A 23567-nucleotide genomic window follows, 5' to 3' on the forward strand; every position below is an offset into this window, starting at 1 on the left:
GCTTATAAAACACCCTCTTTGCGGCTTTTACATGCGAATTGCGTGTGATTTGTGCAAACGGAAAAAGGTTGTGGAAAATTGTTTGACTTATAAGTCCCAGAAAGTAATATATGCGCCACGCAGCGACGAGAAGCTCTTAACGAGTTACTCGAAGCACTCGAAAGAGGCGTTGTGTGGTGAGGTGGCCGAGAGGCTGAAGGCGCTCCCCTGCTAAGGGAGTATGCGGTCAAAAGCTGCATCCGGGGTTCGAATCCCCGCCTCACCGCCATTTTGCATCCGTAGCTCAGCTGGATAGAGTACTCGGCTACGAACCGAGCGGTCGGAGGTTCGAATCCTCCCGGATGCACCATCTATTACTTCATATTGCTTTCGAAGTGATATGAGTATCGTGTAGTACAGTAGTAAATCCCGATGCATCCGTAGCTCAGCTGGATAGAGTACTCGGCTACGAACCGAGCGGTCGGAGGTTCGAATCCTCCCGGATGCACCATTTACTATTTCTGAGAGCAGTACCCTGATGCATCCGTAGCTCAGCTGGATAGAGTACTCGGCTACGAACCGAGCGGTCGGAGGTTCGAATCCTCCCGGATGCACCATCTTTTACTTTGTGTTGCTTTTGAAGTGATACCGAGTATCAGCAGTAACAGTAGTAAATCCCGATGCATCCGTAGCTCAGCTGGATAGAGTACTCGGCTACGAACCGAGCGGTCGGAGGTTCGAATCCTCCCGGATGCACCATATTCTCCAGGATAACAGCGATGCTGTTGTTTTAAGGTCTGCGAGTTAATCGCAAGCACCAGGGAGGATAACGTTGCTTTAGCAACGGCCCGCAGGGCGAGGCGTAAGCCGAGTAATCCTCCCGGATGCACCATATTCTCCCCCTTTGTTTATTCCTTCGACGTTCCGTCAGCAATCACACTCTCTGTCAGCGACAAAAATCCCCGTTTACGATAAAGTAATGTTTTGTTAATCGTTTAGCGAGAGCACGATGTACGCACAGTATGACGGTTTGATCTTCGATATGGATGGCACCATCCTTGATACCGAACCTACGCATCGTAAAGCCTGGACTGATGTCCTCGGGCGTTACGGCATGCGTTTCGACCTTCAGGCGATGATTGCCCTCAACGGATCCCCAACCTGGCGCATCGCGCAGGCCGTGATTGAACTCAATCAGGCCGATCTCGACCCGCACCTGCTCGCACGTGAAAAAACCGATGCGGTAAAAGCAATGCTTTTAGATACCGTGCGTCCATTGCCACTTATTGATGTGGTAAAAGAGTGGCACGGCAGACGTCCCATGTCGGTGGGAACGGGCAGCGAAAGCGCGATTGCAGAAGCACTGCTTAATCACCTTGGCCTGCGTCACTATTTTTCTGCCGTGGTTGCCGCCGATCATGTTAAACATCACAAGCCCGCTCCGGACACCTTCCTGCTCTGCGCAGAGTTAATGGGTGTCCCCGCGGCGAAGTGCGTGGTGTTTGAAGATGCCGATTTTGGCATTCAGGCCGCGCACGATGCCGGGATGGCGGCGGTGGACGTTCGCTTACTGTGAGTGACGCGCTGTCACTTGCCTCATTATTCGCCAGCAGTTTCTTAAGCGCTACGCTCTTGCCGGGAAATTCGGAAGTGGTGCTGGTGGCGATGCTGTTGTCCGGCGTGAGTCAGCCCTGGTTGCTGGTATTAATAGCAACAATGGGTAATAGCCTTGGAGGGCTGACTAACGTTATTCTTGGGCGTTTCTTTCCGCTACGCGAAAAATCGCGCTGGCAGGAAAAGGCAGTCGGCTGGCTAAAACGCTATGGCGCTGCCACGCTGTTATTAAGCTGGATGCCTGTAATAGGTGATTTGCTGTGTCTGCTGGCGGGATGGATGCGCATCTCCTGGGGACCGGTGCTCTTTTTTTTGTGCCTTGGCAAGGCGTTACGCTATGTTTTGTTGGCGTGGGTAACGCTACAGGGTATGACGTGGTGGCACTAATTGGTGGAATGAATTCGCGACCTTCAATCGTCAACCATTACAATTATGCTGAGTGACAATTTTTTGACAGGCGGGAGGTCAAATTGATCCCGGACGTATCACAGGCGCTGGCCTGGCTGGAAAACCACCCTCAGGCTCTGAAGGGTATTCAGCGAGGTCTTGAGCGCGAAACGCTGCGCGTTAACGCGGATGGCAGCTTAGCGACAACGGGTCATCCGAAGGCGTTAGGCTCGGCGTTGACACATAAATGGATCACAACGGATTTCGCCGAAGCGCTGCTGGAGTTTATTACGCCGGTGGATGGTGATGTCGATCATATGCTGACGCTGTTACGCGACGTCCATCGCTTCACCGCCCGTAATCTGGGCGACGAGCGTATGTGGCCGCTGAGCATGCCGTGCTACATCGAGCAGGGTCAGGAGATTGAGCTGGCGCAATACGGCACCTCGAATATCGGTCAGCTGAAAACGCTTTACCGTGAGGGGCTAAAAAACCGCTATGGCGCGTTAATGCAGACCATTTCTGGGGTGCATTACAATTTCTCCCTGCCTCTGGCATTCTGGCAGGCGAAATGCGGTGAAACGGATAAAGAAGCCATCTCCGCGGGCTATTTCCGCCTGATCCGCAACTACTACCGTTTCGGCTGGGTTATTCCTTATCTGTTCGGCGCGTCCCCGGCGATCTGTTCATCTTTCCTGCAGGGAAAACCGACAACGCTGCCGTTCGAGAAGACCGAGTGCGGGATGTACTATCTGCCGTACGCGACTTCCCTGCGCCTGAGCGATCTTGGCTATACCAATAAATCGCAAAGCAATCTCGGTATTACGTTTAACGAATTGCACGAATATGTGGCAGGATTGAAGCGGGCGATCAAAACCCCGTCAGAAGAGTACGAGAAAATCGGCCTCGAAAAAGACGGCAAACGCCTGCAAATCAACAGCAACGTGCTGCAGATTGAAAATGAGCTTTACGCGCCGATTCGTCCGAAACGCGTGACCCGCAGCGGCGAAACGCCGTCGGATGCGCTTCAGCGCGGTGGCATTGAGTACATCGAAGTGCGTTCGCTGGATATCAACCCGTTCTCACCGATTGGCGTTGATGAACAGCAGGTGCGTTTCCTGGACTTGTTTATGGTCTGGTGCGTACTGGCAGATGCGCCGGAAATGAGTGCGGATGAACTGCTCTGCACGCGCACCAACTGGAACCGCGTGATTCTGGAAGGTCGCAAGCCGGGCCTGACGCTGGGTATTGGCTGTGAAACGGCTCAGTTCCCGCTGGCTAAAGTCGGTAAAGATCTGTTCCGTGACCTGAAGCGCGTTGCTAAGACGATGGACGATGTCTACGGTGGTAAAGCGTATCAAGAGGTTTGCGACCAGCTGGTTGAATCTTTTGATAACCCTGAGCTGACGTTCTCGGCGCGCATTCTGCGTTCGATGATCGATCAGGGTATTGGCGGAACCGGACGTGCGCTCGCGGCAGAATACCGTGAGATGCTGATGCAGGAGCCGTTGGAAGTCTTAAGCGAAGCGGATTTTGTGGCGGAACGCGATGCGTCCGTCGTACGTCAGAAAGAGGTCGAAGCGGCGGATACGGAGTCGTTTGAGGCGTTTCTGGCGAAGCAGGCTTGAGCTGAAAAAGAAAAAGGCCACATCGCTGTGGCCAAAATATACATCTCTGAATTCAGGGATGATGATAACAAATGCGCGTCTTTCATATACTCAGACGCGCATTCTGTAGAAGAGTTCAGTTTATTTTAAAAAAAATCACTATCGGAGGTGACGTATGCCGTTATTAGATAGCTTTACTGTCGACCATACCCGTATGGAAGCACCTGCAGTCCGCGTGGCGAAGACCATGCATACCCCGCACGGCGACACGATCACCGTTTTCGATCTGCGCTTCTGCGTGCCGAACAAGGAAGTGATGCCTGAGAAAGGCATTCATACCCTGGAACACCTGTTCGCCGGTTTCATGCGCGATCACCTGAACGGCAACGGCGTTGAGATCATCGATATCTCTCCGATGGGCTGCCGTACCGGCTTCTACATGAGCCTGATTGGCGTGCCTGACGAGACGCGCGTTGCAGATGCGTGGAAAGCGGCGATGCAGGACGTGCTGAAGGTGAAAGAGCAGAACCAGATCCCCGAGCTGAACGTTTACCAGTGCGGTACGTACCAGATGCACTCTCTGGAAGAAGCGCAGGAGATCGCCCGCCATATCATCGAACGTGACGTTCGCGTGAACAGCAACGACGAGCTGGCGCTGCCGAAAGAAAAGCTGCAGGAACTGCACATCTAGTGCACCTTTTCCCTCTCCCTCAGGGAGAGGGTAGGGTGAGGGTTATTTAGCCCGTGACCACAACCTCAACCTTCTCCTTTACCCATCGACCGCTTGTTCCGTTCGCACATGATTACGTTCATGGCGACAGCGAGCCCTGGCACCAGCACGACTGCGCGCAGCTCCTGCACAGCCTGAGCGGTGTCGTGAGGGTGGATACCGCCTCTGGCAGTTGGGTCGTTCCGCCCGGTCGCGGCGTCTGGCTGCCTGCCGGCACACGGCACGCGCTTCGAATCAGCGGTAACGTTGCCACCCGAACGCTGTTTATCGATCCGCTTGCGCGCGCCGATCTCCCGGCAACCTGTCAGATCGTGCAAATCTCCCCGTTGCTACGCGAGCTGATCCTCGCCTCCCTTTCGCTTCCTGAATCGTACTCGCCCGGCAGTCGCGATGAACGGGTCTATGAGCTGATCCTCGATGAGATCCGCACTATGCCTGTGCTCCCGTTTCACCTGCCGGAGCCGGAAAGCGAGCCGTTACGCCACCTTTGCCAGCAGATACGGCAAGCCTCGGGGGAAAGCTGGAGCAGTCTGCAGGCCGCGAGCATGATGGGCATGAGCGAGCGCACGCTGAACCGCCATTTTCAGCAGCAGACCGGATTACGCTACAGCGAGTGGGTACGAAGGGCGCGACTGCTGGAAGCATTAGTTCGGCTGGCGCAGGGCCAGCCGGTGCTGCGCGTGGCGCTGGATCTGGGCTACGGTAGCCACAGCGCGTTCACAGCGATGTTCCGCCGGGTGATGGGTATCTCACCCAGCGACTATTTTAAGAACGACTGACGGCGTTAAAGAGCGCCTGAATCGACGCGCGCGCCACGTCGCTGTCAATCCCCACGCCCCAGCGGCTGCTGCCGTCCTGGAACAGGCAGCAGATATAGGCGACTGAACGGCTGTCGCTGCGCTCACCCAGCGTATGTTCGTGATAATCCTTAATCACAAACGGCGCGTTCATCCAGCGGCTCAAACCCTGAGCCGCGGCGGATAACAGCCCGTTACCCTGGCCTTCGAGCTGGCGCATTCCCCCCTGCGTGGCGACGCTGGCGGTCAAACGCAGCTGGCCGTCCTGCTGGCTGTCGCTGCGATACGATTGCAGCGCAAAGTGCGGCGTGGCTACCAGGCCGTAGCGGCTGCGGAACAGCTGCCAGAGTCTAGTTTGCGTCATCTCTTTCCCGTGGCTGTCGGTTTCCTGCTGCACGTGCTGGCTAAAGTCCTGCTGCAGGGCGCGGGGCAGTTTCAGGCCATGGTTCTGTTCGATGAGCCACGCGCTGCCGCTTTTGCCCGACTGGCTGTTCACGCGGATCACCGCTTCGTAAGTACAGCCAATATCCTGCGGATCGACCGGGAGATAAGGCATTTCCCAGCGCGCGCCGGGCTGACGGGCATCAAAGCCTTTTTTGATAGCGTCCTGGTGCGAGCCGGAGAAGGCGGTATAGGCCAGCCGGCCCGCCCACGGATGGCGCGGGTGCACCGGCAGCTGGTTGCAGGCTTCCACCACCTCCACCACCCGGTTCATATCGCTAAAGTCCAGATTCGGGCTAACGCCCTGACTGTAGAGATTCATTGCCAGCGTCACAAGGCAGACGTTGCCCGTGCGCTCGCCGTTGCCAAACAGGCAGCCTTCGACGCGGTCGGCGCCTGCCATCACCGCCAGCTCCGCGCTAGCCACGCCGGTACCGCGATCGTTATGCGGGTGCACGCTAATACAGACATCGCTGCGGCGGCTGAAGCGGCGGCAAAAGTACTCAATCTGGTCTGCATATACGTTCGGCGTGCTCACTTCGACGGTGGCGGGCAGGTTGATCACCATCGGGCGTTCGGCGCACGGCTGCCAGATTTCTGCCACCGCTTCACAAATCTCCAGCGCAAATTCCGGTTCGGTAAAGCAGAAGGTTTCCGGGGAGTACTCGTACTGCCAGCGGGTGTCCGGGTTCTCTTCGCACAGCGTGCGGATGAGGCGCGTGGAGCGCGCCGCCAGCTCAACAATTTGCGCTTTTTCCATGCCAAACACCAGGCGGCGGAACAGCGGGGCGGTCGCGTTGTACAGGTGCACGGTGGCCTGTTTCGCGCCGCGCAGGGACGCAAAGGTGCGGATAATAAGATCTTCCCGCGCCTGGGTCAGCACCTGTATGGTGACGTCATCCGGGATTCGGTTCTCTTCAATCAGCAGGCGGACAAAGTTGAAGTCCGTCTGTGACGCTGACGGGAACGCAACCTCAATTTCTTTAAACCCGCAGCTCAGCAGCAGATCCCAGAACTGCAGTTTGCGCACGCTGTCCATCGGTTCGGCAAGCGCCTGATTGCCGTCGCGCAGGTCGGTCGAGAGCCACCGCGGGGCACGGGTGATGCGTTGCTCCGGCCAGCGACGGTCGGGAAGGAAAACGGCGGGGTAAGGTTGGTATTTGTCGGCGGGTGTGTTCAGCATGATGCGCTCCTGTTGTCTTTTCACTATCGTGAAGGGATTTCAGGAGCGCTGCTTTATCGGAACTGACAATCGCTGTCGCGTTCTGGACAACCGGGATGATGGCCCGGTTATCGTAGGCCGGGTAAGGCGTAGCCGCCACCCGGCAACCGGCGCACAGGACTAGTGCGCGCCTCCACCTCCGCTACCGGCACCAAACGGCGGTTTAGCAAACCACACCAGCCCCAGCAGGACGATAAAGATCCCTGCGGATATCCAGAAAATCTCGTTGGCAGAGATAATCAGCCCCTGGTTGGTGATCTGCTGGGCTATCCACCCTGACGCCTGCTGCTCCGTCATGCCCATTCCCTGCAGCTGGCTATACATCTGCTGAGAGTTTGGGTTGAACGGGTTCACCGCTTCGGTCAGCTGCGCATGGTGCAGTGATTCGCGGTTGGTCCACAGCGTCGTGGTGATGGACGTGCCAATCGAGCCCGCCAGCGTTCGCGTAAAGTTCGACAGGCTCGATGCCGCCGCCATGCGCTCAGGCGGTAGTCCCGAAAGCGTGATGGTGGTGAGCGGCATAAAGAAGCACGCCACGGCAAAGCCCTGAATAAACTGCGGCCACGCGGAGGCACCAAAGTCCATCCCCGGTTCGAACGTGTACGCGCGCCAGTAGAAGCACACGGCGTACATGATGAAGCTGAACGTCACCAGCCTGCGCATGTCGAGCTTGTGGGCGAAGCGGCCGATAATCGGCGACAGCAGGACCGGGATCAATCCCACTGGCGCAGAGGCCAAACCAGCCCAGGTTGCGGTATAGCCGTATACCTCCTGCAACAGCTGCGGCAGCAGAACGATCGCGCCGAAGTAGAGCATGTAGGCGAGGCTGATACACAGGCAGCCGATGGTGAAGTTTCGCGACTTGAAGAGCGAGAGGTCGACTATCGGGTTATCGTCCGTCAGCTCCCAGACAATCAGGAAGCTAAGCGACACCACCGCGACGATGGTCAGGATGATAATCTCCCGGGAGTTGAACCAGTCCAGCTCTTTACCCTGGTCGAGCATTACCTGCAGGCTACCGATGCCGACAACCAGCAGCGCCAGACCAATGGCGTCGATACGCCGCTGTTCCGTTCGCGTTTCCCGGCCACGCAGCGACTGCAGCGTCATCATTACCACGATGGCGCCAATGGGGACGTTGATGAAGAAGATCCAGCCCCAGTGGTAGTTATCGCTGATATACCCGCCGAGGATCGGCCCGCAAATCGGCGCGACAATCACGGTCATTGACCACAGCGCCAGCGCGATGGAGCGCTTGGCGGGCGGGTAGTTGTTCAGGAGTAAACTCTGCGACAGCGGGATCAGCGGCCCGGCAACGATCCCCTGAATGACGCGGAAGAAAATCAGCATCGTCAGGCTGTTGGACATGCCGCACGCCCAGGAGGCGATAACGAATAAGATCGTTGACCACAGGAACAGCTTCACCTCACCGACGCGCTTCGCCAGCCAGCCGGTGATCGGAATGGAGATGGCGTTTGCCACCCCGAACGAGGTAATGACCCAGGTCCCCTGGCTCAATGACGAGCCAAGGTTCCCGGCGATCGTGGGGATCGCCACGTTTGCGATGGTAGAGTCCAGCACCTGCATGAATGTCGCCAGCGACAGCGCAATGGTCATGATGACCAGCTGCGCGCCTTCCAGCGGTTTTTGCGGCTTTTGCTGTTGCATAACGCTCACCTTCGGATTAACCGGCGTTTGCCTTCACGATGTCATCGATCAGCTTGTTGACCGGATCGAGGCTAATTTCACGGGCGTTACTTTCATAAGCCGGGGTGCTGCGAACCTGGCTTGCCAGGATCTGTCCATCGCGGTTGGCGGTATCCACCGTCACCAGCGTGGAAAGGCCAATACGCAGCGGATGGTCCGCCAGCTGTTTTGCATCCAGCTCGATACGCACGGGCAGGCGCTGAACCACTTTGATCCAGTTGCCGGTGGCGTTCTGCGCAGGCAGCAGGGAGAAGGCGCTGCCGGTCCCCATGTCCAGGCCGACGACTTTACCGGTGTACTTGACGTCATCACCGTAGATGTCGCTGACCACGGTCGCGGTCTGGCCAATGCGCATATGGGCAAGCTGCGTCTCTTTGAAGTTCGCATCCACCCACAGATTGTTCGCCGGAACGACCGCCATCAGCGGCGTCGTGGTGCTAATCTGCGCGCCAGGCTGAACGGAACGGCGGGAGACGTAGCCGGTCATCGGGCTGACGATTTTGGTACGCTGCAGGGCAAGCCAGGCGTTTCGCACTTCGGTCGCCGCCTGTTTCACCGCTGGCTGGTTTTCCAGGCTGGTGCCCAGCACCATCGCCTGGTTAGCGTTGTACTGCTGGATCGCCACGTCCAGCTGAGCCTGCGCGCTGGCAACGGCATCGCGGGCGTGCTGCAGCTCTTCACGGCCGATCAGGTTGGCGGTGCCGAGAGGAACACGGCGATTGAGGTCGCTCTGCGCCTGCGCCAGTGCGGTTTTCTGCACGTCGATGCTGGCCTGAAGCTGCTTGCTGTTGATCATCAGCTGGCGGGTCTGACGAACGCTGGACGCCAGCTCCGTCTGTGCTTTTTCAAACGCCTGTTGGGCGTCGGTCGGATCGAGCGTGACCAGCACATCGCCTTTTTGCACAAAGTCGGTATTGTCAGCCCAGACTTTCGTCACGCTGCCCGACACCTGCGCCATAATTTGTACCTGGTTCCCTGCCACGTATGCGTCGTCTGTCTCTTCAACATGACGCAGTACTAAAAACCAATAGATCCCATATGCCACGGCAATAATAATAAAGAGCAAGGTCAGGACAAGAAGGGCGCTCTTGCGTTTGCCTTTCTTATTGACCGGTTGCTGCGGGGTAGTGTTCTCCGCATTTGCGCTCATTGTTGTTCTCCACGATCTTTTTATTTTCACATCGGCTGAGCCGACCTGTTGTCAGAAAGGCCAGCAGTGTGACGTGCTGGCCTGTCAGTTTCTTTTTTAAATCTGGATTGTCGAGCGTGTCTTCGCGTTAGCGCAGCGCCTCAAGAACGGCACCGTCTTCATCCATCTGATCCAGACGGGTGAGCAGCTTGCGAGTGATGTGCTCAAGCTGGTCGCGCTCGGCGGTGCTGAGGGCAGACCAGAGTTGGTGCAGACAATTGTGCTGAGGTGGAAGCACCTCACGCAGGAATTCGTGACCTTTGTCGGTCAGCTGCAGATGCAGGCAACGGCGATCGTTGTCGCTTTCACGGCGTTCAATCCAGCCGCGCTTTTCCAGCTCGTCAGCAATGCGGGTTGCGTTGGTGCGGGATGAACCCAGCGCGCAGCTCAGCTCAGACGGCTGAATGCTGTGATTTTCCTGAGACTCCAGCGTAATTAACGCCATAAACAACGTCTCGTTAATCCCTTGAGCTTTCAGCATTTTATTACGATTATCCAGCAGCTTACCCTGCATGTGCATGCACAGGCGGGTCAGCAGGATTTCCTGGTACGGGAACTCCTCATGACGACTGGCGCGGAATTTAAGCATTTGTTCAATGGGCGTAAACGAACTATCCATTTGGGCATAACCTCATTAATTACAGCCGATATAGTAACGATAGTGACAAATAATGTAAATGAATTATTTGTGCGGTTATATCCGCCAAACGTATGTCACCATCAGAAAGCGCCGGGTAAGTCCGTGACCCGGTAGGCACAGAAAGCGTAGGGTGTGAACCCGAAGAGGAGAGGATGTGAGGACTGGGGTCTGAACTATTCATGCCGGTAGTAAATATGTCACCCACATTAAAATTACTGGGATAAATGATTGCGTTTACATTAACAGATGCAGGGCCCCTTTACACCCTAAGAGGCCCAAAGCAATGTAAAACTTAGTTAATCGCTTCCTGACGATGATACCCGCGCCACCATACAAGCAGGTTCAGCGCGGCGACGACGGCTCCAATCGTACACACGCCTGTCCAGCCCGCATGCTGCCATGCCGCCGCCGAAATTAATGAGCCCGCCGCCCCGCCGATGAAGTAGCTGGTCATGTACCCGGCGGTAAGACGGTTACGCGCGTCCGGCTTCACGCGGTAGATAACCGTCTGGTTGGTGATGTGCACGCCCTGAACGGTGAGGTCGAGCACCAGAATCCCGACGATCAGCGCCAGCACCGAGACGTGCCCGTACCAGATAGCCGCCCAGGAGAGCAGCAGCAGCACCAGACCGGCAGAGGTGGTCATATGCGACTTGCCTTTATCAGCCAGCCCGCCGGCCGGACGCGCGCCCAGCGCGCCTGCGGCACCCGCCAGACCAAACAGGCCAATGACCCCTTCGGAATAGTTAAACGGCGGTGAGGCCAGCAGAAAGGCCATCGACGTCCATAAGATGCTGAAGTTGGCGAAGGTGAAACAGCCAAGCAGCGCGCGGGTGCGCAGCAGCTTGTCCTGCGTGAAGAGGCTGAACACGGAGGCCAGAAGCTGCGGGTAGTTCAGGTTATTTTCTGGCTTCACTTTTGGCAGCCCGCGCCACAGCGCCAGCGCCATTACCGCCATCAGCACGCTTGCCACCCAGTAAACGGTACGCCAGCCGCCCAGGCTTGCCAGCAGCCCGGCAACGGTTCGCGCCAGCAAAATCCCGAGCAAAAGTCCGCTCATAATAGTGCCGACCACTTTGCCGCGTTTTTCCGGTGAGGCGAGCGTGGCGGCCAGCGGCACCAGGATTTGCGCGACGACCGAGAACAGCCCCGTCAGCGCGGTGCCAATAATCATCATCGTCAGCGACTGGCTGCTGGCGGTGATCAGCATGCCGCCCGCTGCAAGAAGCGTCATAGAGACAATCAGCATCCGGCGTTCAAACATATCGCCGAGCGGGACGAGGAACAGCAGCCCCGCGGCATAGCCCAGCTGCGCCGCCGTGACGATAAAGCCGGCCGAGCTGGCGGAAAGGTTAAAGGCGCGAGCGATGGTATCGAGCAGAGGTTGCGCGTAATAGTTGCTGGCGACCGCCAGACCCGTTGCCACGGACATTAAAAGGATGAGTGCGGGGCTAAGCCCTTGAGTTGTTTTTGTCATTAGTTTCAGGAATCGTTAGTTGAGTGATTATATTTCCGGAAACCATAATAACCAATGATGGTGAATGTTGGGGGATTGTTACGTGCTGGATTGTGCGGTTTAGGTTGGGTGCGGTTTGATCCCCTCACCCCGGCCCTCTCCCAGGGGGAGAGGGTGGTCATCGTTCCCTCTCCCCCTGGGAGAGGGTTAGGGTGAGGGAAAATGTTTTACTTCTGCGCCGCAAGCGCCTCTTTCACCCAGCCGTCAAACTGCTGCTGGTGGGCCTTGATCCAGCCGTCGACGTGGCCTTTCACATCCGCTTCAGACGACTTGCCGTCATGCATCATGGCGTTCTGAGCGTTGATATCCGCCAGCGGAAGCTTCATTACCGAGAACAGCTTCGCTGCCGCCGGGTTTTTCTCCGCCCACGCCTTGTTGGCTACGATATGCATGGTGTTCACCGGGAAGCCGTAGTTCATGCCGTTCGGCAGTTTGGTGTCGATATCTTTCTGCTCGCCCGGAAGGGAGGAGAACGGCACCTGCAGCCACACCACGTCTTTACCCGGCTTCAGCACGTCGCTCACCCAGTATGGGGTCCAGGTGTAGTAGATAACCGGTTTTCCTTCTTTAAAGCGGGCAATGGTATCGGCCATCATCGCGGAGTAGTTGCCGTGGCTCACGTCCACGGTCTTGGCCAGATCGAACGCTTTGTTCTGGTGGTTAATCACCGCTTCACAGCCCCAGCCCGGCGAGCAGCCCATCATGTCGGCTTTGCCGTCACCGTTGGTATCGAACAGTTTGGCGATCTTCGGATCTTTCAGCTGCTCAATATTGGTGATGTGGTACTTATCGGCGGTTTTCTTGTCGATCAGATAACCCTGCGCCGCGCCGGTTACGAAAGTGCCTTCGCGATAGAATTTCTTGTCGCCACCGGCGGCGGCGTACATATCGTCATGCAGCGGCTGCCAGTTCACGGCGGTAAAGGTGGCATCGCCGGAGGCAATCGAGGTATAGCCGACGTTGTAATCCACTTCGCTGGCGGTATTCACCGTATAGCCCAGCTTTTCCAGCGCGCGGCTGACAATCTGGGTCTGGAAGGACTCTTCCGAAATAGTGCTCTGAACCGGCTGCACGGTAATGCCTTTGCCAGGCAGGTCAGCTGCAAATGCGCTGGTGGAGACAAGGGTCGCAAACGCTGTGGCAAAAAGTACGTTATGTCGCATCGTTGTTCCTTATTTTGATTTCGTGAAAGGGCGGGTGAATAACCCGACAGGGCCAGTGGTATACCAGCGACGGTTGCCGCGACTGCGTGAATCACGACCGACAGCCTGGGTGAGGCGGTCAAGAATGATGGCGAGGATCACAATGCCGACGCCGCCGACGGTTGCCAGCCCCATATCGAGGCGGCCAATACCGCGAAGCACCATCTGACCCAGACCGCCAACGGCGATCATCGAGGCGATCACCACCATCGACAGGGCCAGCATCAGCGTCTGGTTAACGCCGGCCATAATGGTTGGCATCGCCAGCGGGAGCTGAACCTTAAACAGCATCTGGCGCGGGCTGGCGCCGAACGAGCGTGACGCTTCAATCAGATCCGCAGGCACCTGGTTAATCCCCAGGATGGTCAGACGAATAATCGGCGGCAGGGCGAAGATAATGGTCACCACCACGCCCGGCACGTTGCCGATGCCGAACAGCATTACGATAGGTACCAGATAAACGAACGCCGGGGTGGTCTGCATCGCATCCAGCAGCGGGCGAATAATCTTCGCCGCCCTCGGGCTGCGCGCCAGCCAGATCCCCATCGGCAGGCCAATCACCACGCAGAAGAGCAGGGCGGTCAGCACCAGCGCCAGGGTGATCATCGCCTGAGACCACGCGCCAATCGCGCCAATGGCAATCAGCGAGATCAGCGTGGCGATCCCCATCCCTGCGCTACCAAACTGCCAGGCAATCAGGGAGAACAGGATAATGGCGACGGGCGCAGGCATGCCCAGCATCAGCTGCTGGAAGCCGTTGAGGATGTAATCCACCGGCACGCGGATCCCCTGGAAGACCGGACGGAAGTGGGTGACCACCCAGTCGATCCCTTCCGTGACCCAGCTGTCCAATGGGATCAGCGTTTTGTGAAACGGATCCATAATATTGAAGTGTTCTGGCGCAGGTGCAGGTGCGCTGTTGAGCCAGTCTGCCGTACCGCCGCCATCGGCAGGGGCGGGCGTGGAACCCCACGCATCGGCAGATTGTGCCGCGCTGTCCGCTGCTTCAGCGGTGCCCCATGGGTTAGATTGATCGGTCATTGTTTGCCCCCTCGCGATCTAAAGCCTGCAGCAGCATCCGTTTTGAGATGATGCCGACATATTGTTGTTCTTCACCGACTACCGGCACGGCACAGGGTGCCTGGCCCACGTGAGAAAGCAACTCGCTGAGCGGCGTTTCGGCGTCCACGGCAAGCGGAGCGTCGATTAACGCCGCATCGATGCCCTGGTTCTCGCCAAGGGCGGTTTTCAGGGAGTCGATGGAGACAATGCCAACAAATTTATTGCCGCGTTCAACCAGATAACCGTATTCGCGGTCTTCATCCTGCAGCAGCTTAAGCGCGGAGCGCGGGCCGAAGCCTGGCGTTTTACGGATAATGCCGTTCGGGGTTCGACGGGCAATATCCTTGGCGCTAAAGACCTGGCTAATATCCACGCCGCGGAAGAAGGTGCGGACATAATCATTCGCCGGATTATTCAATATTTCATCCGGCGTCCCGACCTGCACCACTTCACCATTTTGCATAATGGCAATACGGTCGCCAATGCGCATGGCTTCATCCAGATCGTGGGAAATAAAGACAACGGTGCGCTGATGTTTGGCCTGTAATTTTACCAGCTCATCCTGCATCTCTGTGCGAATTAACGGATCGAGGGCCGAGAAGGCTTCATCCATTAATAAAATGTCCGGGTTAATCGCTAATGCGCGGGCTAATCCCACGCGCTGACGCATGCCGCCAGAAAGTTCATCCGGATAACCGTGGGCGTAATTTTCAAGCCCAACCTGACGCAGCGCGTCGAGCGCTTTTTCATGACGTTCCTGAGCAGGCACGCCCGCTAATTCCATACCAAAGGCGGTATTATCCAGCACCGTCATGTGCGGCATCAGTGCGAATGACTGGAACACCATCGCAATCTTCTTTCTGCGCACCTCGCGAAGCTCTGCGTCTGATATTTTGGCGATATCCACGCCGTCAATCAGCACCTGTCCGCGGGTGGGTTCAATCAGGCGATTGAGAAGGCGAACCATAGTGGATTTACCCGAGCCGGATAACCCCATGATGACGAAAATCTCGCCTTCTTCAATGGCCAGACTGGCGTCTTTAACGCCAAGCGATAGCCCTGTTTTTTCCAGAATTTGCTCTTTCGAAAGTCCTTTTTCGATATATTTGAACGCGCGCTGTGGATGCTCGCCAAATACTTTATAAAGATTTTTCACTTCTAATTTAATTGCCATGCAATAGAGAGTGTCCTGTTATTTGTTTATGTCGATATGATTACCATGGTAAATAGTTAACTGGCATTACCCTAACATACTGAGAATCTGAGACAACCCTGACCCCGCCGATGGCATGAATTTTGCCGCAAGCGAAACGGCTGAATTTCCCATGAGTAAAGGGCTGAGGGCGGTTTGAATTTTTCTGAAATTTTTACTGCAGCATCGGGAAATATCACCTGAATCGGCGTGATTCAGGTGAATATGAAGCGGAAATTACAGTGTAGATGGCGTAGAGATATTAGGGAGGAAATAATGGATTTATATTAAATTAATGAACGTTAACCCGTTCATTAAAAATCCCAGTCCTCATCTTCCGTCTCCACCGCTTTACCCATCACGTAGGACGAGCCAGACCCCGAGAAGAAGTCATGATTTTCGTCGGCATTCGGCGACAGCGCCGCCAGAATGGCCGGATTTACCTCCGCCATTTCAGGCGGGAACAGCGCCTCATAGCCAAGGTTCATCAGCGCCTTGTTGGCGTTGTAGCAGAGGAAAGCCTTCACGTCCTCTTCCCAGCCGCTGCCGGCGTAAAGTTCCTCGGTATAGCGCAGCTCGTTGTCGTACAGATCCATCAGCAAATCGAGGGCGAAGCCTTTCAGTTCTTCACGCTTCGCCTCGCTGACTTTCTCCAGCCCTTTCTGGTACTTATAGCCGATGTAATACCCGTGCACTGCTTCATCCTTGATGATGAGACGAATCAAGTCGGCGGTATTGGTGAGCTTGCCCCGGCTGGACCAGTACATGGGCAGCCAGAAGCCGGAATAGAAGAGGAAAGATTCCAGAAACACGCTGGCGATCTTTTTCTTCAGCGGCTCGTCGGCCCGATAGTATTCCAGCACAAGGTCTGCCTTTCGCTGCAGCGACGCGCTCTCTTCGCTCCAGGTGTAGGCCGCATCCACGTCTTTGGTCTGGCACAGCGTCGAGAAAATCGAGCTGTAGGAGCGGGCATGCACCGCCTCCATAAAGCTGATATTCGACATCACCGCCTCTTCGTGCGGCGTCAGCGCGTCATGCATCAGCGCGGGGGCGCCGACCGTGTTTTGAATAGTATCCAGCAGCGTCAGGCCGGTAAAAACGCGGATCGTCAGCTGCTGTTCGGCGTGACTCAGCGTTTGCCAGGCCGGAATATCGTTTGAAAGCGGCATCTTCTCCGGTAGCCAGAAGTTGCTGGTCAGGCGGTTCCACACCTCCAGGTCTTTATCGTCCTGAATTTTGTTCCAGTTAACGGCACTCACGCGTGACAGTTTCATCCTTTCTCCTTACAGCGCGCAGGACACGCAGCCTTCAATTTCGGTGCCTTCCAGCGCGAGCTGGCGCAGGCGAATGTAGTAGAGCGTCTTGATGCCTTTCTTCCAGGCGTAGATCTGCGCCCTGTTGATATCCCGCGTGGTGGCGGTATCCGGGAAGAACAGCGTCAGCGACAGCCCCTGATCCACGTGCTTCGTTGCCTCGGCGTAGGTGTCGATGATCTTTTCCGGGCCGATCTCGTACGCATCCTGATACAGCGCCAGGTTCTCGTTGGTCATAAACGGGGCAGGGTAATAAACGCGGCCGGTTTTACCTTCCTTACGGATTTCGATTTTTGACACGATCGGATGGATGCTCGACGTGGCGTGGTTGATATAGGAAATCGATCCGGTCGGCGGCACCGCCTGCAGGTTCTGGTTATAGATGCCGTAGCGCATTACGTCGTCACGCAGCTGCTGCCACATCTCGCGGGTCGGAAGGGCAACCCCCGCGCGGTCAAACAGTTCGCGCACTTTTTCGGTTTTTGGCTGCCAGCTGCCTTCAAGGTACTGGGTGAAATAGGTCCCGCTGGCGTAGCGCGACTGCTCGAACCCCGCGAACCGCTGGTTACGCTCGCGCGCCAGCATCATTGAGGTATGCAGCGCGTGCCAGGTGATGGTGTAGAAATAGAGATTGGTGAAATCCAGCCCTTCGGGGCTGCCGTAGGCGATGCCCTCGCGCGCCAGATAACCGTGCAGGTTCATCTGCCCAAGGCCGATGGCGTGTGAGGCGGCATTGCCCGCGGCAACAGACGGCACGCTGCGGATCTGGCTCATGTCCGATACCGCCGTCAGCCCGCGAATGGCGGTCTCAACCGTGCGGCCAAAATCGGGCGAGTCCATGGTGTGGGCAATATTCAGCGAGCCGAGGTTGCAGGAGATATCTTTGCCGATCTCCGCGTAGTCCAGGTTTTCGTCATAGGTTGAGGCACTGTTGACCTGCAAAATCTCCGAGCAGAGATTACTCATGTTGATGCGCCCGGCAATCGGGTTCGCGCGGTTCACCGTATCCTCAAACATGATGTAGGGATAGCCGGACTCAAACTGAATTTCTGCCAGCGTCTGGAAGAAATCACGGGCGTTGATGTAGGTCTTGCGAATGCGATCGTCGGCAACCAGCTCGTCGTACAGGTCGTTTATCGCCACGTCGCCAAAGGCTTTGCCGTAAATACGCTCGATGTCATACGGCGAGAAGAGCGCCATCTCGGCATTCTCTTTGGCGAGTCTAAAGGTGACATCCGGGATCGTCACGCCCAGCGACAGGGTTTTGATGCGGATCTTCTCATCGGCGTTTTCACGCTTGGTATCCAGGAAGCGCAGGATATCCGGGTGGTGCGCGTGGAGGTAGACCGCGCCCGCGCCCTGACGTGCGCCAAGCTGGTTGGCATAAGAGAAAGCATCTTCCAGCATCTTCATCACCGGGATCACCCCGGAGGACTGGTTTTCGATGCGCTTAATCGGCGCGCCCGCTTCGCGCAGGTTCGAGAGCAGAAACGCCACGCCGCCGCCGCGTTTAGATAGCTGCAGCGCCGAGTTCACCGCGCGACCGATCGACTCCATATTATCTTCAATGCGCAGCAGGAAGCAGGAGACCAGCTCGCCGCGCTGGGCTTTACCGCAGTTGAGGAAGGTGGGGGTGGCCGGCTGGAAACGCCCTGACAGGATCTCATCGGTCAAACGTCGCGCCAGCGTCTCATCGCCCTGCGCCAGCGTCAGCGCCACCATCACGGTACGGTCCTCAAAGCTTTCGAGGTAGCGTTTGCCGTCGAAGGTTTTCAGCGTATAGCTGGTGTAATACTTCCATGCGCCAAGAAACGTCTGGAAACGAAAACCGCTGGTATGGGCCTGCTCAAACAGCGTCACCACAAAGCCGCGATCGTAGCGGGCGAGGACGCGCTCGTCGTAGTAGCCTTCCTGGACCAAATATTCAAGACGTTCACGCTGGCTGCCAAACGTCACGGTATTCGGGCGGACGTGGGCGGCAAAAAAGGCGTCCACCGCGTCATGGTCCTTGCCAAACTGGATGCGCCCCTCGCGGTCATAGAGGTTAAGCATCGCGTTTAATGCGTGGTAATCCGGCGTCGCCTGAATTACGCGTTCTGCGGTTGTCGTTGCCAAAATTCGTTTACTCCTTTACGCACGTTCTCTACGTCCTGCTGTGTTCCCATCAGTTCAAAACGATAGAGATACGGCACGCCGCATTTTTGAGAGATGACATCCCCGGCGCGGCCAAAGGCGTCGCCAAAGTTGCGATTGCCCGCCGCAATCACGCCGCGGATACGCTCCCGGTTATGGGGATCGTTAAGAAAGCGGATAACCTGACGAGGCACTGCTCCCGCCGTTCCGCCACCGCCATAGCTGGGCACGATTAAAATGTAAGGTTCGTCTACCCGTATGCGCTCGCGCTCGTTAAGCGGAATGCGAATGGCGGGCAGCCCGACGCGCTCGATAAAGCGGAGCGTGTTTTCCGAGCTGCTGGAGAAGTAGACCAGCCCACTCATGCACTGACGGCCTGAGCGGCAAGACGGTTAATCATGTCCGGTCGGAAGCCGGACCAGCTGGTTTCCCCCGCAACGACAACGGGAAGCTGGCGAAAGCCTTGCGCGCGCAGGGTATCGGCAGCGTCCGGGACCAGGTCGATATTCACCATTTCAAACGCTACGCCGCGGCTTTCCATTGCGCGTTTGGTGGCGTGGCACTGAACACAATCGTTACGAGTGTAAATAATAATGCTCATGATTCGTATTTCCATTTAGAATGAAGGGCTGGCGCGATTTGTCGCGTCAGGTTGTGTGTATCTTGCTAAAGGGAATACTAGATGTAGTTGTGATAAGTTTCAACCATACAAGATATGGGAAATTTAGATTGATGATGCCCCGGTGATGAGCACAGCGGGGCAGGGCAGGCTGTGCGGGTTTTTCAGGCGAGCGGGCAAAGAAAAGCCCCGGCGCCAGAGGCTGCCGGGGCTGACTGACTGCGCTTACTTACGCAGGCTAAGCAGCGCGCCGACAAAAATACCGACGGCGGCTACGGTTCCCAGCGTACAAAGTGGTTTTTCACGTACGAAGGTCGTCGCACAGCTGGCCATGTCGCAGGCCGCCTGGGTGGTGCGCGAGCGGCCATTCATTTTGGCACGCGTCTCACGCAGCAGAGACTGAGCCTTACGTTTCGCGGCATCTGCTTCGTCCTTCGCATCAGAGCCCCAGGACTTCAGCACGTCTTCCAGCGTGTCCGCTAATTGGCTGACATCATTACGAATATCCTGAGCGTCGTCGTTAATTTCGTTTCGGTTCGGTCTGTTAAACATACGATCCTCCATAATTTGTGTTCCCGTTTAGTTTAGTCCAGAAATTTAATATCTGAAGCCTGTCACGCCTTATCGGGGCGTTTATGGAATATTCTGAAAGCCCTGCTAATGCTGAATACTGTAAGGTTGCCGGGCAGGAATGATAATGAGGAAGAGATATGTATTTACGACCCGATGAGGTGGCGCGCGTTCTTGAAAAAGCGGGATTCACCATGGATGAGGTAACATCAAAAGCGTATGGATATCGCCGTGGCGAGAATTACGTTTATGTGAACCGTGAAGCAAGAATGGGGCGCACCGCTCTCATTATTCACCCGACGCTGAAAGACAGAAGTCAGTCATTTGCTGAGCCTGCCTCGGATATTAAAACCTGCGATCATTATCAGCAATTTCCGCTCTATTTAGGCGGTGAAAGGCATGAGCATTATGGTATTCCGCACGGTTTCAGCTCGCGAATGGCGCTGGAGCGGTTTCTGAAGGGACTGTTTGGCGACGTTCAATAACTCTGCGACTGGCATTCGCCAGTCGCTTCACATCACGCCTTCGCCTGGCTGTACTGGCTGACTTTAAACAGGCGGCGACAGTAGTCGAGAAAATAGCCGTATACCGCACCCATCAACATCGAAATCACAATGTTTGAGCTGACCGCTGCAGCGATTTGATGCCAGTCTGCACCGACGACCAGCAGAATAGCGACGTAAACCGGCGACTGGAACGTCACGTATGCCAGCACGTCTGCCAGGTTTTTCACCCAACCCGCCGGGCTAAGGCGTCGGGCAAGACGCATCACCGCATCACGGTATAAACCGTAAGGCCATGCAATAACGATGTTGACCGGGATCGCCACCAGACGAGAAGAAAGCGACTGCTCGAAGGACATTCCGGAGAGGAATATTTCAATCAGCATGTTCACGACGGAACAGTAGACAACCATCGCGAAAGTATCCGCTACCGCATGGCGCAGGCGGGACTGCGGTGAGAACATGTCTGAACTCCTTGAAAAGCGCAAAAGGTGACGTTTAACCCGTTAATCTTAGTGGTTTAGGTTGGTTTGTTTGACGTGTATAGCGTATCTCTCTGGCTTTAAACTAACAACTAGTGATTAATTTTTATTTGTGCGCATTTTTTCAACAAAAATCTCTAAAGATGGTTGTTTTTTGCTCGTTTCGTTATTTTGTCTCTTATGTATGATTTTATCTATACAAATCAGTGTATTGAAATTTTAAATCCTGGGCGTGTGTAGCGAAGAGAGGGGCGCAGCACGGCGTTCTTTGATTTGGTTTAAAAGCGACCTTTTATATTGGTGGGGTGATTTATTCTTACTGATTTATGTATGCCGATTCTCTGATATTTAAATTTACTCTTTAAAATATTTACATTAATGGCAAAAAGGGCCAATGGGTGGATATCAGAGGAGAAATCAATTATTCTGTTTGTTGATTTTTCGATTTATCCACAATGAAAAGGTTTTCAATATATATGTCTCTGACGTTACAGAATCTTAATAATATCCGCACGCTTCGTGCGCTGGCGCGTGAATTATCCATGGACGTTCTGGAAGAAGTGCTGGAAAAAGTCAGGATTGTCGCGGAAGAAAAACGCAGCGAGCAGGCGGAGTTCGAGCAGCAGCGTGCTGAGCAGCAGGATAAAATTAACGCCCTGCTGGAGCGAATGAAAGCTGACGGTATTTCCCCGAGCGATCTGCTGGGCACAGACCTGGCGCAGGCCGGTCAACCAGCGAAAAAACGCAAAGCGCGTGAAGCTAAATATCGCTTTATTGACGTGAACGGTGAAGAGAAAACCTGGACCGGTCAGGGCCGTACGCCGAAGCCAATCGCGAGCGCGCTGGCAAACGGTAAATCACTGGATGATTTCTTGATCTAATCCGTAGGCCGGGCGGAATATCCGCCCGGTTGTCAGATCAGCAAACGCCGAAATCACCCGATTCGGTGTACAGCGTCACGTCTGCTGCTTTCAGGGTGTACGTCTCGCCTTGTTCATTGCTGGCCTGTACCGCCACAATGCTTTCACCATTCACTTCAAGAACCTTCAGTTTTGGGCCGCCCTGACGCGGCTGTACATAATCACCAACAGAAAACATAACACCTCCTCTCGTTAAGCGATCTTCACCTTAGCCCACGTCCGGCGCAGGGTACAGCGTTAATCTTTCAGGTACTGCTTATGAGGTACGCCGGTTCCACGGCATCACTTTCAACAGCCTGGCCATACCGCAAAAACCGGTCACCCCGGCAAACAGCAGGCCTGCCCCCACATGCACCTGACGCATCAGGGGAAGCGGCTGCGATCTGTCTTCAACCGTCGGCAGCCCGGCCTGTTTCCAGCCCTGAATTCCGCCCTCAACCACGTATGCCTGTGCCGGCGATGCCGCCTGCGCCAGGCAGGCAGGTCGGGATAGGTCTGACAAGTACAGCATTTAAAGCCCATCTTCAGCCAGTGTAAAGAGGGTAAAAGCGGGTAAAAGGTCGCGAGTGAGATGACAGTTGCCGATACACTGGCTACGCTTAGAGTATGTACTCTTTTTTATTTTCAATTGGTTAGCTTGCACGGAGTTGTTATGGGTTTTTGGCGTATTGTTTTCACGATCGTTCTGCCGCCGCTGGGCGTGCTGCTTGGCAAAGGTTTCGGCTGGGCATTCCTCCTGAATATCCTTCTGACCCTGCTGGGGTATATTCCCGGTCTTATTCACGCTTTTTGGGTTCAGACCAAAAGCTAGGCGCGCCAGAGTAAATCGCTGTAGATCCCGGTCAGCACCCCTTCAGGCCCAAACTGCTGTTTGATCCAGCGCGTGACCTGGCCGGTCGCCGCATGCTGTGTGGCAAGCAGCATGCGCGAGTCCTGACGCGGGTTATTGATACGCCGCGCAATCAGCAGACCGTCCTCCACCGCCTCTCGCACCATATATTCCGGTAAAAAACCAATGCCTTCCCCCAGGATCTGACACTGGCATTTGGTGTTGAAATCCGGCACCAGAATGGCCTCCTGCCCGTGAAGAAGCCAGCCGACCTTCTTATTGATGGTGTGAGCAGTATCTTCCACCATGATATTCGGATAAAGGCGGAGCTGGCTTTCCGCTATTGGCTCCGGCGTAAACGCCAGCGGATGCGACGGGGCAATCGCAAAGACCCAGCGTATGGCGCCAATCTCGGTGTAGTCAATGCCGCCGCCGTCGAGCAGCGTATCCGGCGCGCCAATGGCGATATTGGCCTGGTTATTAATGATCGAATCCCAGACGCCGTTGTACACCTCGGTCGTTACCGTGATCTGGCAGGTGGGGAACTGTTTTTTCAACACCTGCAGCAGCCGGGCGGTATGGCGTGGCGTATATAAAAGCTGGTTGATACAGATGCGCACCCGCGTTTCGATCCCCTGGGAAATGGTATCTATCCCGCGCTTGATGGCGTGGAAGTCATTCAGCAGGTCGGTGGCTTTGCGGTAGAAGTAAAAGCCAGACTCGGTCAGCTCGATGCTGCGCGTGTTACGCACAAACAGCACTACGTCCAGCCCGGTCTCCATACGCTTAATGGTGTAGCTGATGGCCGAGGTGGTGACGCCCAGCTCGGCGGCGGCCTTGCTGAAGCTGCCAAAGCGCGCTGCGGTGGTGAAGGCCAGCAGGTTCTCTTCGGTAAAGATGGAATTCATATTAC

Annotated in this window: 24 protein-coding genes, 5 tRNA genes and 1 pseudogene; 13 read left to right on the plus strand and 17 right to left on the minus strand. The window is 55.8% G+C overall.

Annotated features, from left to right (window positions below):
* Nucleotides 1–175: 175 nt before the first annotated feature.
* The 10 genes from D5067_RS05235 to D5067_RS05280 all read left to right on the plus strand — a co-directional run bounded on the left by D5067_RS05235 (nucleotide 176) and on the right by D5067_RS05280 (nucleotide 5096).
* Nucleotides 176–268, plus strand: a tRNA-Ser gene (locus D5067_RS05235).
* A 4-nt stretch (nucleotides 269–272) separates the two neighbouring features.
* Nucleotides 273–349 (plus strand) — tRNA-Arg (locus tag D5067_RS05240).
* A 64-nt stretch (nucleotides 350–413) separates the two neighbouring features.
* Nucleotides 414–490: transfer RNA gene (locus D5067_RS05245), tRNA-Arg, on the plus strand.
* Nucleotides 491–519: 29 nt separating this feature from the next.
* Nucleotides 520–596, plus strand: a tRNA-Arg gene (locus tag D5067_RS05250).
* 65 nt (nucleotides 597–661) lie between these two features.
* Nucleotides 662–738 (plus strand) — tRNA-Arg (locus tag D5067_RS05255).
* Between the two features lie 250 nt (nucleotides 739–988).
* Nucleotides 989–1555 (plus strand): fructose-1-phosphate/6-phosphogluconate phosphatase, encoded by a 567-nt coding sequence (gene yqaB, locus D5067_RS05260; protein WP_119935964.1) that lies wholly within the window; start codon nucleotides 989–991, stop codon nucleotides 1553–1555.
* Nucleotides 1552–1980 carry a YqaA family protein gene (locus tag D5067_RS05265; protein WP_048957994.1) on the plus strand — a complete coding sequence of 143 codons (429 nt, stop codon included), beginning with the start codon at nucleotides 1552–1554 and terminating at the stop codon, nucleotides 1978–1980. Before yqaB ends, D5067_RS05265 begins: the two co-directional genes overlap by 4 nt.
* Nucleotides 1981–2063: 83 nt before the next feature.
* Nucleotides 2064–3608 (plus strand): glutamate--cysteine ligase, encoded by a 1545-nt coding sequence (gene gshA / locus D5067_RS05270; protein ID WP_119935963.1) that lies wholly within the window; start codon nucleotides 2064–2066, stop codon nucleotides 3606–3608.
* 154 nt (nucleotides 3609–3762) lie between these two features.
* The gene (gene luxS, locus D5067_RS05275; protein WP_119935962.1) at nucleotides 3763–4278 is read left to right on the plus strand and encodes an S-ribosylhomocysteine lyase; all 516 of its coding nucleotides are present in this window, start codon (nucleotides 3763–3765) and stop codon (nucleotides 4276–4278) included.
* A gap of 53 nt (nucleotides 4279–4331) precedes the next feature.
* Nucleotides 4332–5096, plus strand: a complete 765-nt coding sequence (locus D5067_RS05280; RefSeq protein WP_119935961.1) for an AraC family transcriptional regulator — start codon at nucleotides 4332–4334, stop codon at nucleotides 5094–5096.
* On the opposite strand, the gene leuA is transcribed toward D5067_RS05280, so the two are convergent.
* From leuA to D5067_RS05345, 13 genes are all read right to left on the minus strand, one after another.
* A complete protein-coding gene (gene leuA, locus D5067_RS05285; RefSeq protein ID WP_119935960.1) occupies nucleotides 5083–6738 on the minus strand; it encodes a 2-isopropylmalate synthase in 1656 nt (551 codons plus the stop codon). The two genes, D5067_RS05280 and leuA, sit on opposite strands and share 14 nt — an antisense overlap.
* A 159-nt stretch (nucleotides 6739–6897) precedes the next feature.
* Nucleotides 6898–8445 (minus strand): multidrug efflux MFS transporter permease subunit EmrB, encoded by a 1548-nt coding sequence (gene emrB, locus D5067_RS05290; RefSeq protein WP_119935959.1) that lies wholly within the window; start codon nucleotides 8443–8445, stop codon nucleotides 6898–6900.
* A gap of 16 nt (nucleotides 8446–8461) precedes the next feature.
* On the minus strand, nucleotides 8462–9634 hold the full coding sequence (gene emrA, locus D5067_RS05295; RefSeq protein WP_119935958.1) for a multidrug efflux MFS transporter periplasmic adaptor subunit EmrA: 1173 nt from the start codon (nucleotides 9632–9634) through the stop codon (nucleotides 8462–8464).
* A gap of 127 nt (nucleotides 9635–9761) precedes the next feature.
* The gene (gene mprA / locus D5067_RS05300; RefSeq protein ID WP_119935957.1) at nucleotides 9762–10292 is read right to left on the minus strand and encodes a transcriptional repressor MprA; all 531 of its coding nucleotides are present in this window, start codon (nucleotides 10290–10292) and stop codon (nucleotides 9762–9764) included.
* A gap of 313 nt (nucleotides 10293–10605) precedes the next feature.
* Entirely contained in the window at nucleotides 10606–11790 is a 1185-nt protein-coding gene (locus D5067_RS05305; protein WP_119935956.1) for an MFS transporter, read from the minus strand.
* A 206-nt stretch (nucleotides 11791–11996) separates the two neighbouring features.
* Entirely contained in the window at nucleotides 11997–12992 is a 996-nt protein-coding gene (gene proX, locus D5067_RS05310; protein ID WP_119935955.1) for a glycine betaine/L-proline ABC transporter substrate-binding protein ProX, read from the minus strand.
* Nucleotides 12993–13001: 9 nt separating this feature from the next.
* Nucleotides 13002–14072, minus strand: coding sequence for a glycine betaine/L-proline ABC transporter permease ProW (proW, locus tag D5067_RS05315; protein WP_119935954.1), 1071 nt, complete (start codon nucleotides 14070–14072; stop codon nucleotides 13002–13004).
* Nucleotides 14056–15267, minus strand: a complete 1212-nt coding sequence (gene proV / locus D5067_RS05320) for a glycine betaine/L-proline ABC transporter ATP-binding protein ProV (RefSeq protein ID WP_119935953.1) — start codon at nucleotides 15265–15267, stop codon at nucleotides 14056–14058. Before proV ends, proW begins: the two co-directional genes overlap by 17 nt.
* Nucleotides 15268–15599: 332 nt before the next feature.
* Complete coding sequence (nrdF, locus tag D5067_RS05325; protein WP_119935952.1) at nucleotides 15600–16559, minus strand: class 1b ribonucleoside-diphosphate reductase subunit beta; 960 nt, start codon at nucleotides 16557–16559, stop codon at nucleotides 15600–15602.
* A 9-nt stretch (nucleotides 16560–16568) separates the two neighbouring features.
* The gene (gene nrdE / locus D5067_RS05330; protein ID WP_119935951.1) at nucleotides 16569–18713 is read right to left on the minus strand and encodes a class 1b ribonucleoside-diphosphate reductase subunit alpha; all 2145 of its coding nucleotides are present in this window, start codon (nucleotides 18711–18713) and stop codon (nucleotides 16569–16571) included.
* Nucleotides 18686–19096: a class Ib ribonucleoside-diphosphate reductase assembly flavoprotein NrdI gene (nrdI, locus tag D5067_RS05335; RefSeq protein WP_119935950.1), complete on the minus strand. Its 411-nt coding sequence runs from the start codon at nucleotides 19094–19096 to the stop codon at nucleotides 18686–18688. The genes nrdE and nrdI overlap by 28 nt, the downstream gene beginning before the upstream one ends.
* The gene (gene nrdH / locus D5067_RS05340) at nucleotides 19093–19332 is read right to left on the minus strand and encodes a glutaredoxin-like protein NrdH (RefSeq protein WP_119935949.1); all 240 of its coding nucleotides are present in this window, start codon (nucleotides 19330–19332) and stop codon (nucleotides 19093–19095) included. Before nrdH ends, nrdI begins: the two co-directional genes overlap by 4 nt.
* Nucleotides 19333–19575: 243 nt before the next feature.
* Nucleotides 19576–19902, minus strand: a complete 327-nt coding sequence (locus tag D5067_RS05345) for an ElaB/YgaM/YqjD family protein (RefSeq protein ID WP_119935948.1) — start codon at nucleotides 19900–19902, stop codon at nucleotides 19576–19578.
* 158 nt (nucleotides 19903–20060) lie between these two features.
* On the opposite strand from D5067_RS05345, the gene D5067_RS05350 reads away from it, so the two are divergent.
* Nucleotides 20061–20405: a DUF2002 family protein gene (locus tag D5067_RS05350; protein WP_119935947.1), complete on the plus strand. Its 345-nt coding sequence runs from the start codon at nucleotides 20061–20063 to the stop codon at nucleotides 20403–20405.
* A gap of 32 nt (nucleotides 20406–20437) precedes the next feature.
* On the opposite strand, the gene alaE is transcribed toward D5067_RS05350, so the two are convergent.
* On the minus strand, nucleotides 20438–20887 hold the full coding sequence (alaE, locus tag D5067_RS05355) for an L-alanine exporter AlaE (protein ID WP_119935946.1): 450 nt from the start codon (nucleotides 20885–20887) through the stop codon (nucleotides 20438–20440).
* 494 nt (nucleotides 20888–21381) lie between these two features.
* Between alaE and stpA the strand changes: the two genes are divergently transcribed.
* Complete coding sequence (gene stpA / locus D5067_RS05360; RefSeq protein ID WP_119935945.1) at nucleotides 21382–21786, plus strand: DNA-binding protein StpA; 405 nt, start codon at nucleotides 21382–21384, stop codon at nucleotides 21784–21786.
* 37 nt (nucleotides 21787–21823) lie between these two features.
* Here stpA and D5067_RS05365 read toward each other — a convergent pair whose 3' ends face one another.
* Both D5067_RS05365 and D5067_RS05370 read right to left on the minus strand, forming a co-directional pair.
* On the minus strand, nucleotides 21824–22003 hold the full coding sequence (locus D5067_RS05365; protein WP_119935944.1) for a GDFGVC terminal motif YodC-like protein: 180 nt from the start codon (nucleotides 22001–22003) through the stop codon (nucleotides 21824–21826).
* A 78-nt stretch (nucleotides 22004–22081) separates the two neighbouring features.
* Nucleotides 22082–22306 (minus strand): annotated as a pseudogene (locus D5067_RS05370) (hypothetical protein); the annotation flags it as partial.
* 171 nt (nucleotides 22307–22477) lie between these two features.
* Here D5067_RS05370 and D5067_RS05375 point away from each other — a divergent pair.
* Nucleotides 22478–22636, plus strand: coding sequence for a YqaE/Pmp3 family membrane protein (locus D5067_RS05375; RefSeq protein ID WP_119935943.1), 159 nt, complete (start codon nucleotides 22478–22480; stop codon nucleotides 22634–22636).
* Here the strand turns inward: D5067_RS05375 and D5067_RS05380 are convergent.
* A complete protein-coding gene (locus D5067_RS05380; protein WP_119935942.1) occupies nucleotides 22633–23562 on the minus strand; it encodes a LysR substrate-binding domain-containing protein in 930 nt (309 codons plus the stop codon). The two genes, D5067_RS05375 and D5067_RS05380, sit on opposite strands and share 4 nt — an antisense overlap.
* Between the last annotated feature and the right edge of the window lie 5 nt (nucleotides 23563–23567).

This window comes from Enterobacter huaxiensis, from assembly GCF_003594935.2.
Taxonomy (GTDB): domain Bacteria; phylum Pseudomonadota; class Gammaproteobacteria; order Enterobacterales; family Enterobacteriaceae; genus Enterobacter; species Enterobacter huaxiensis.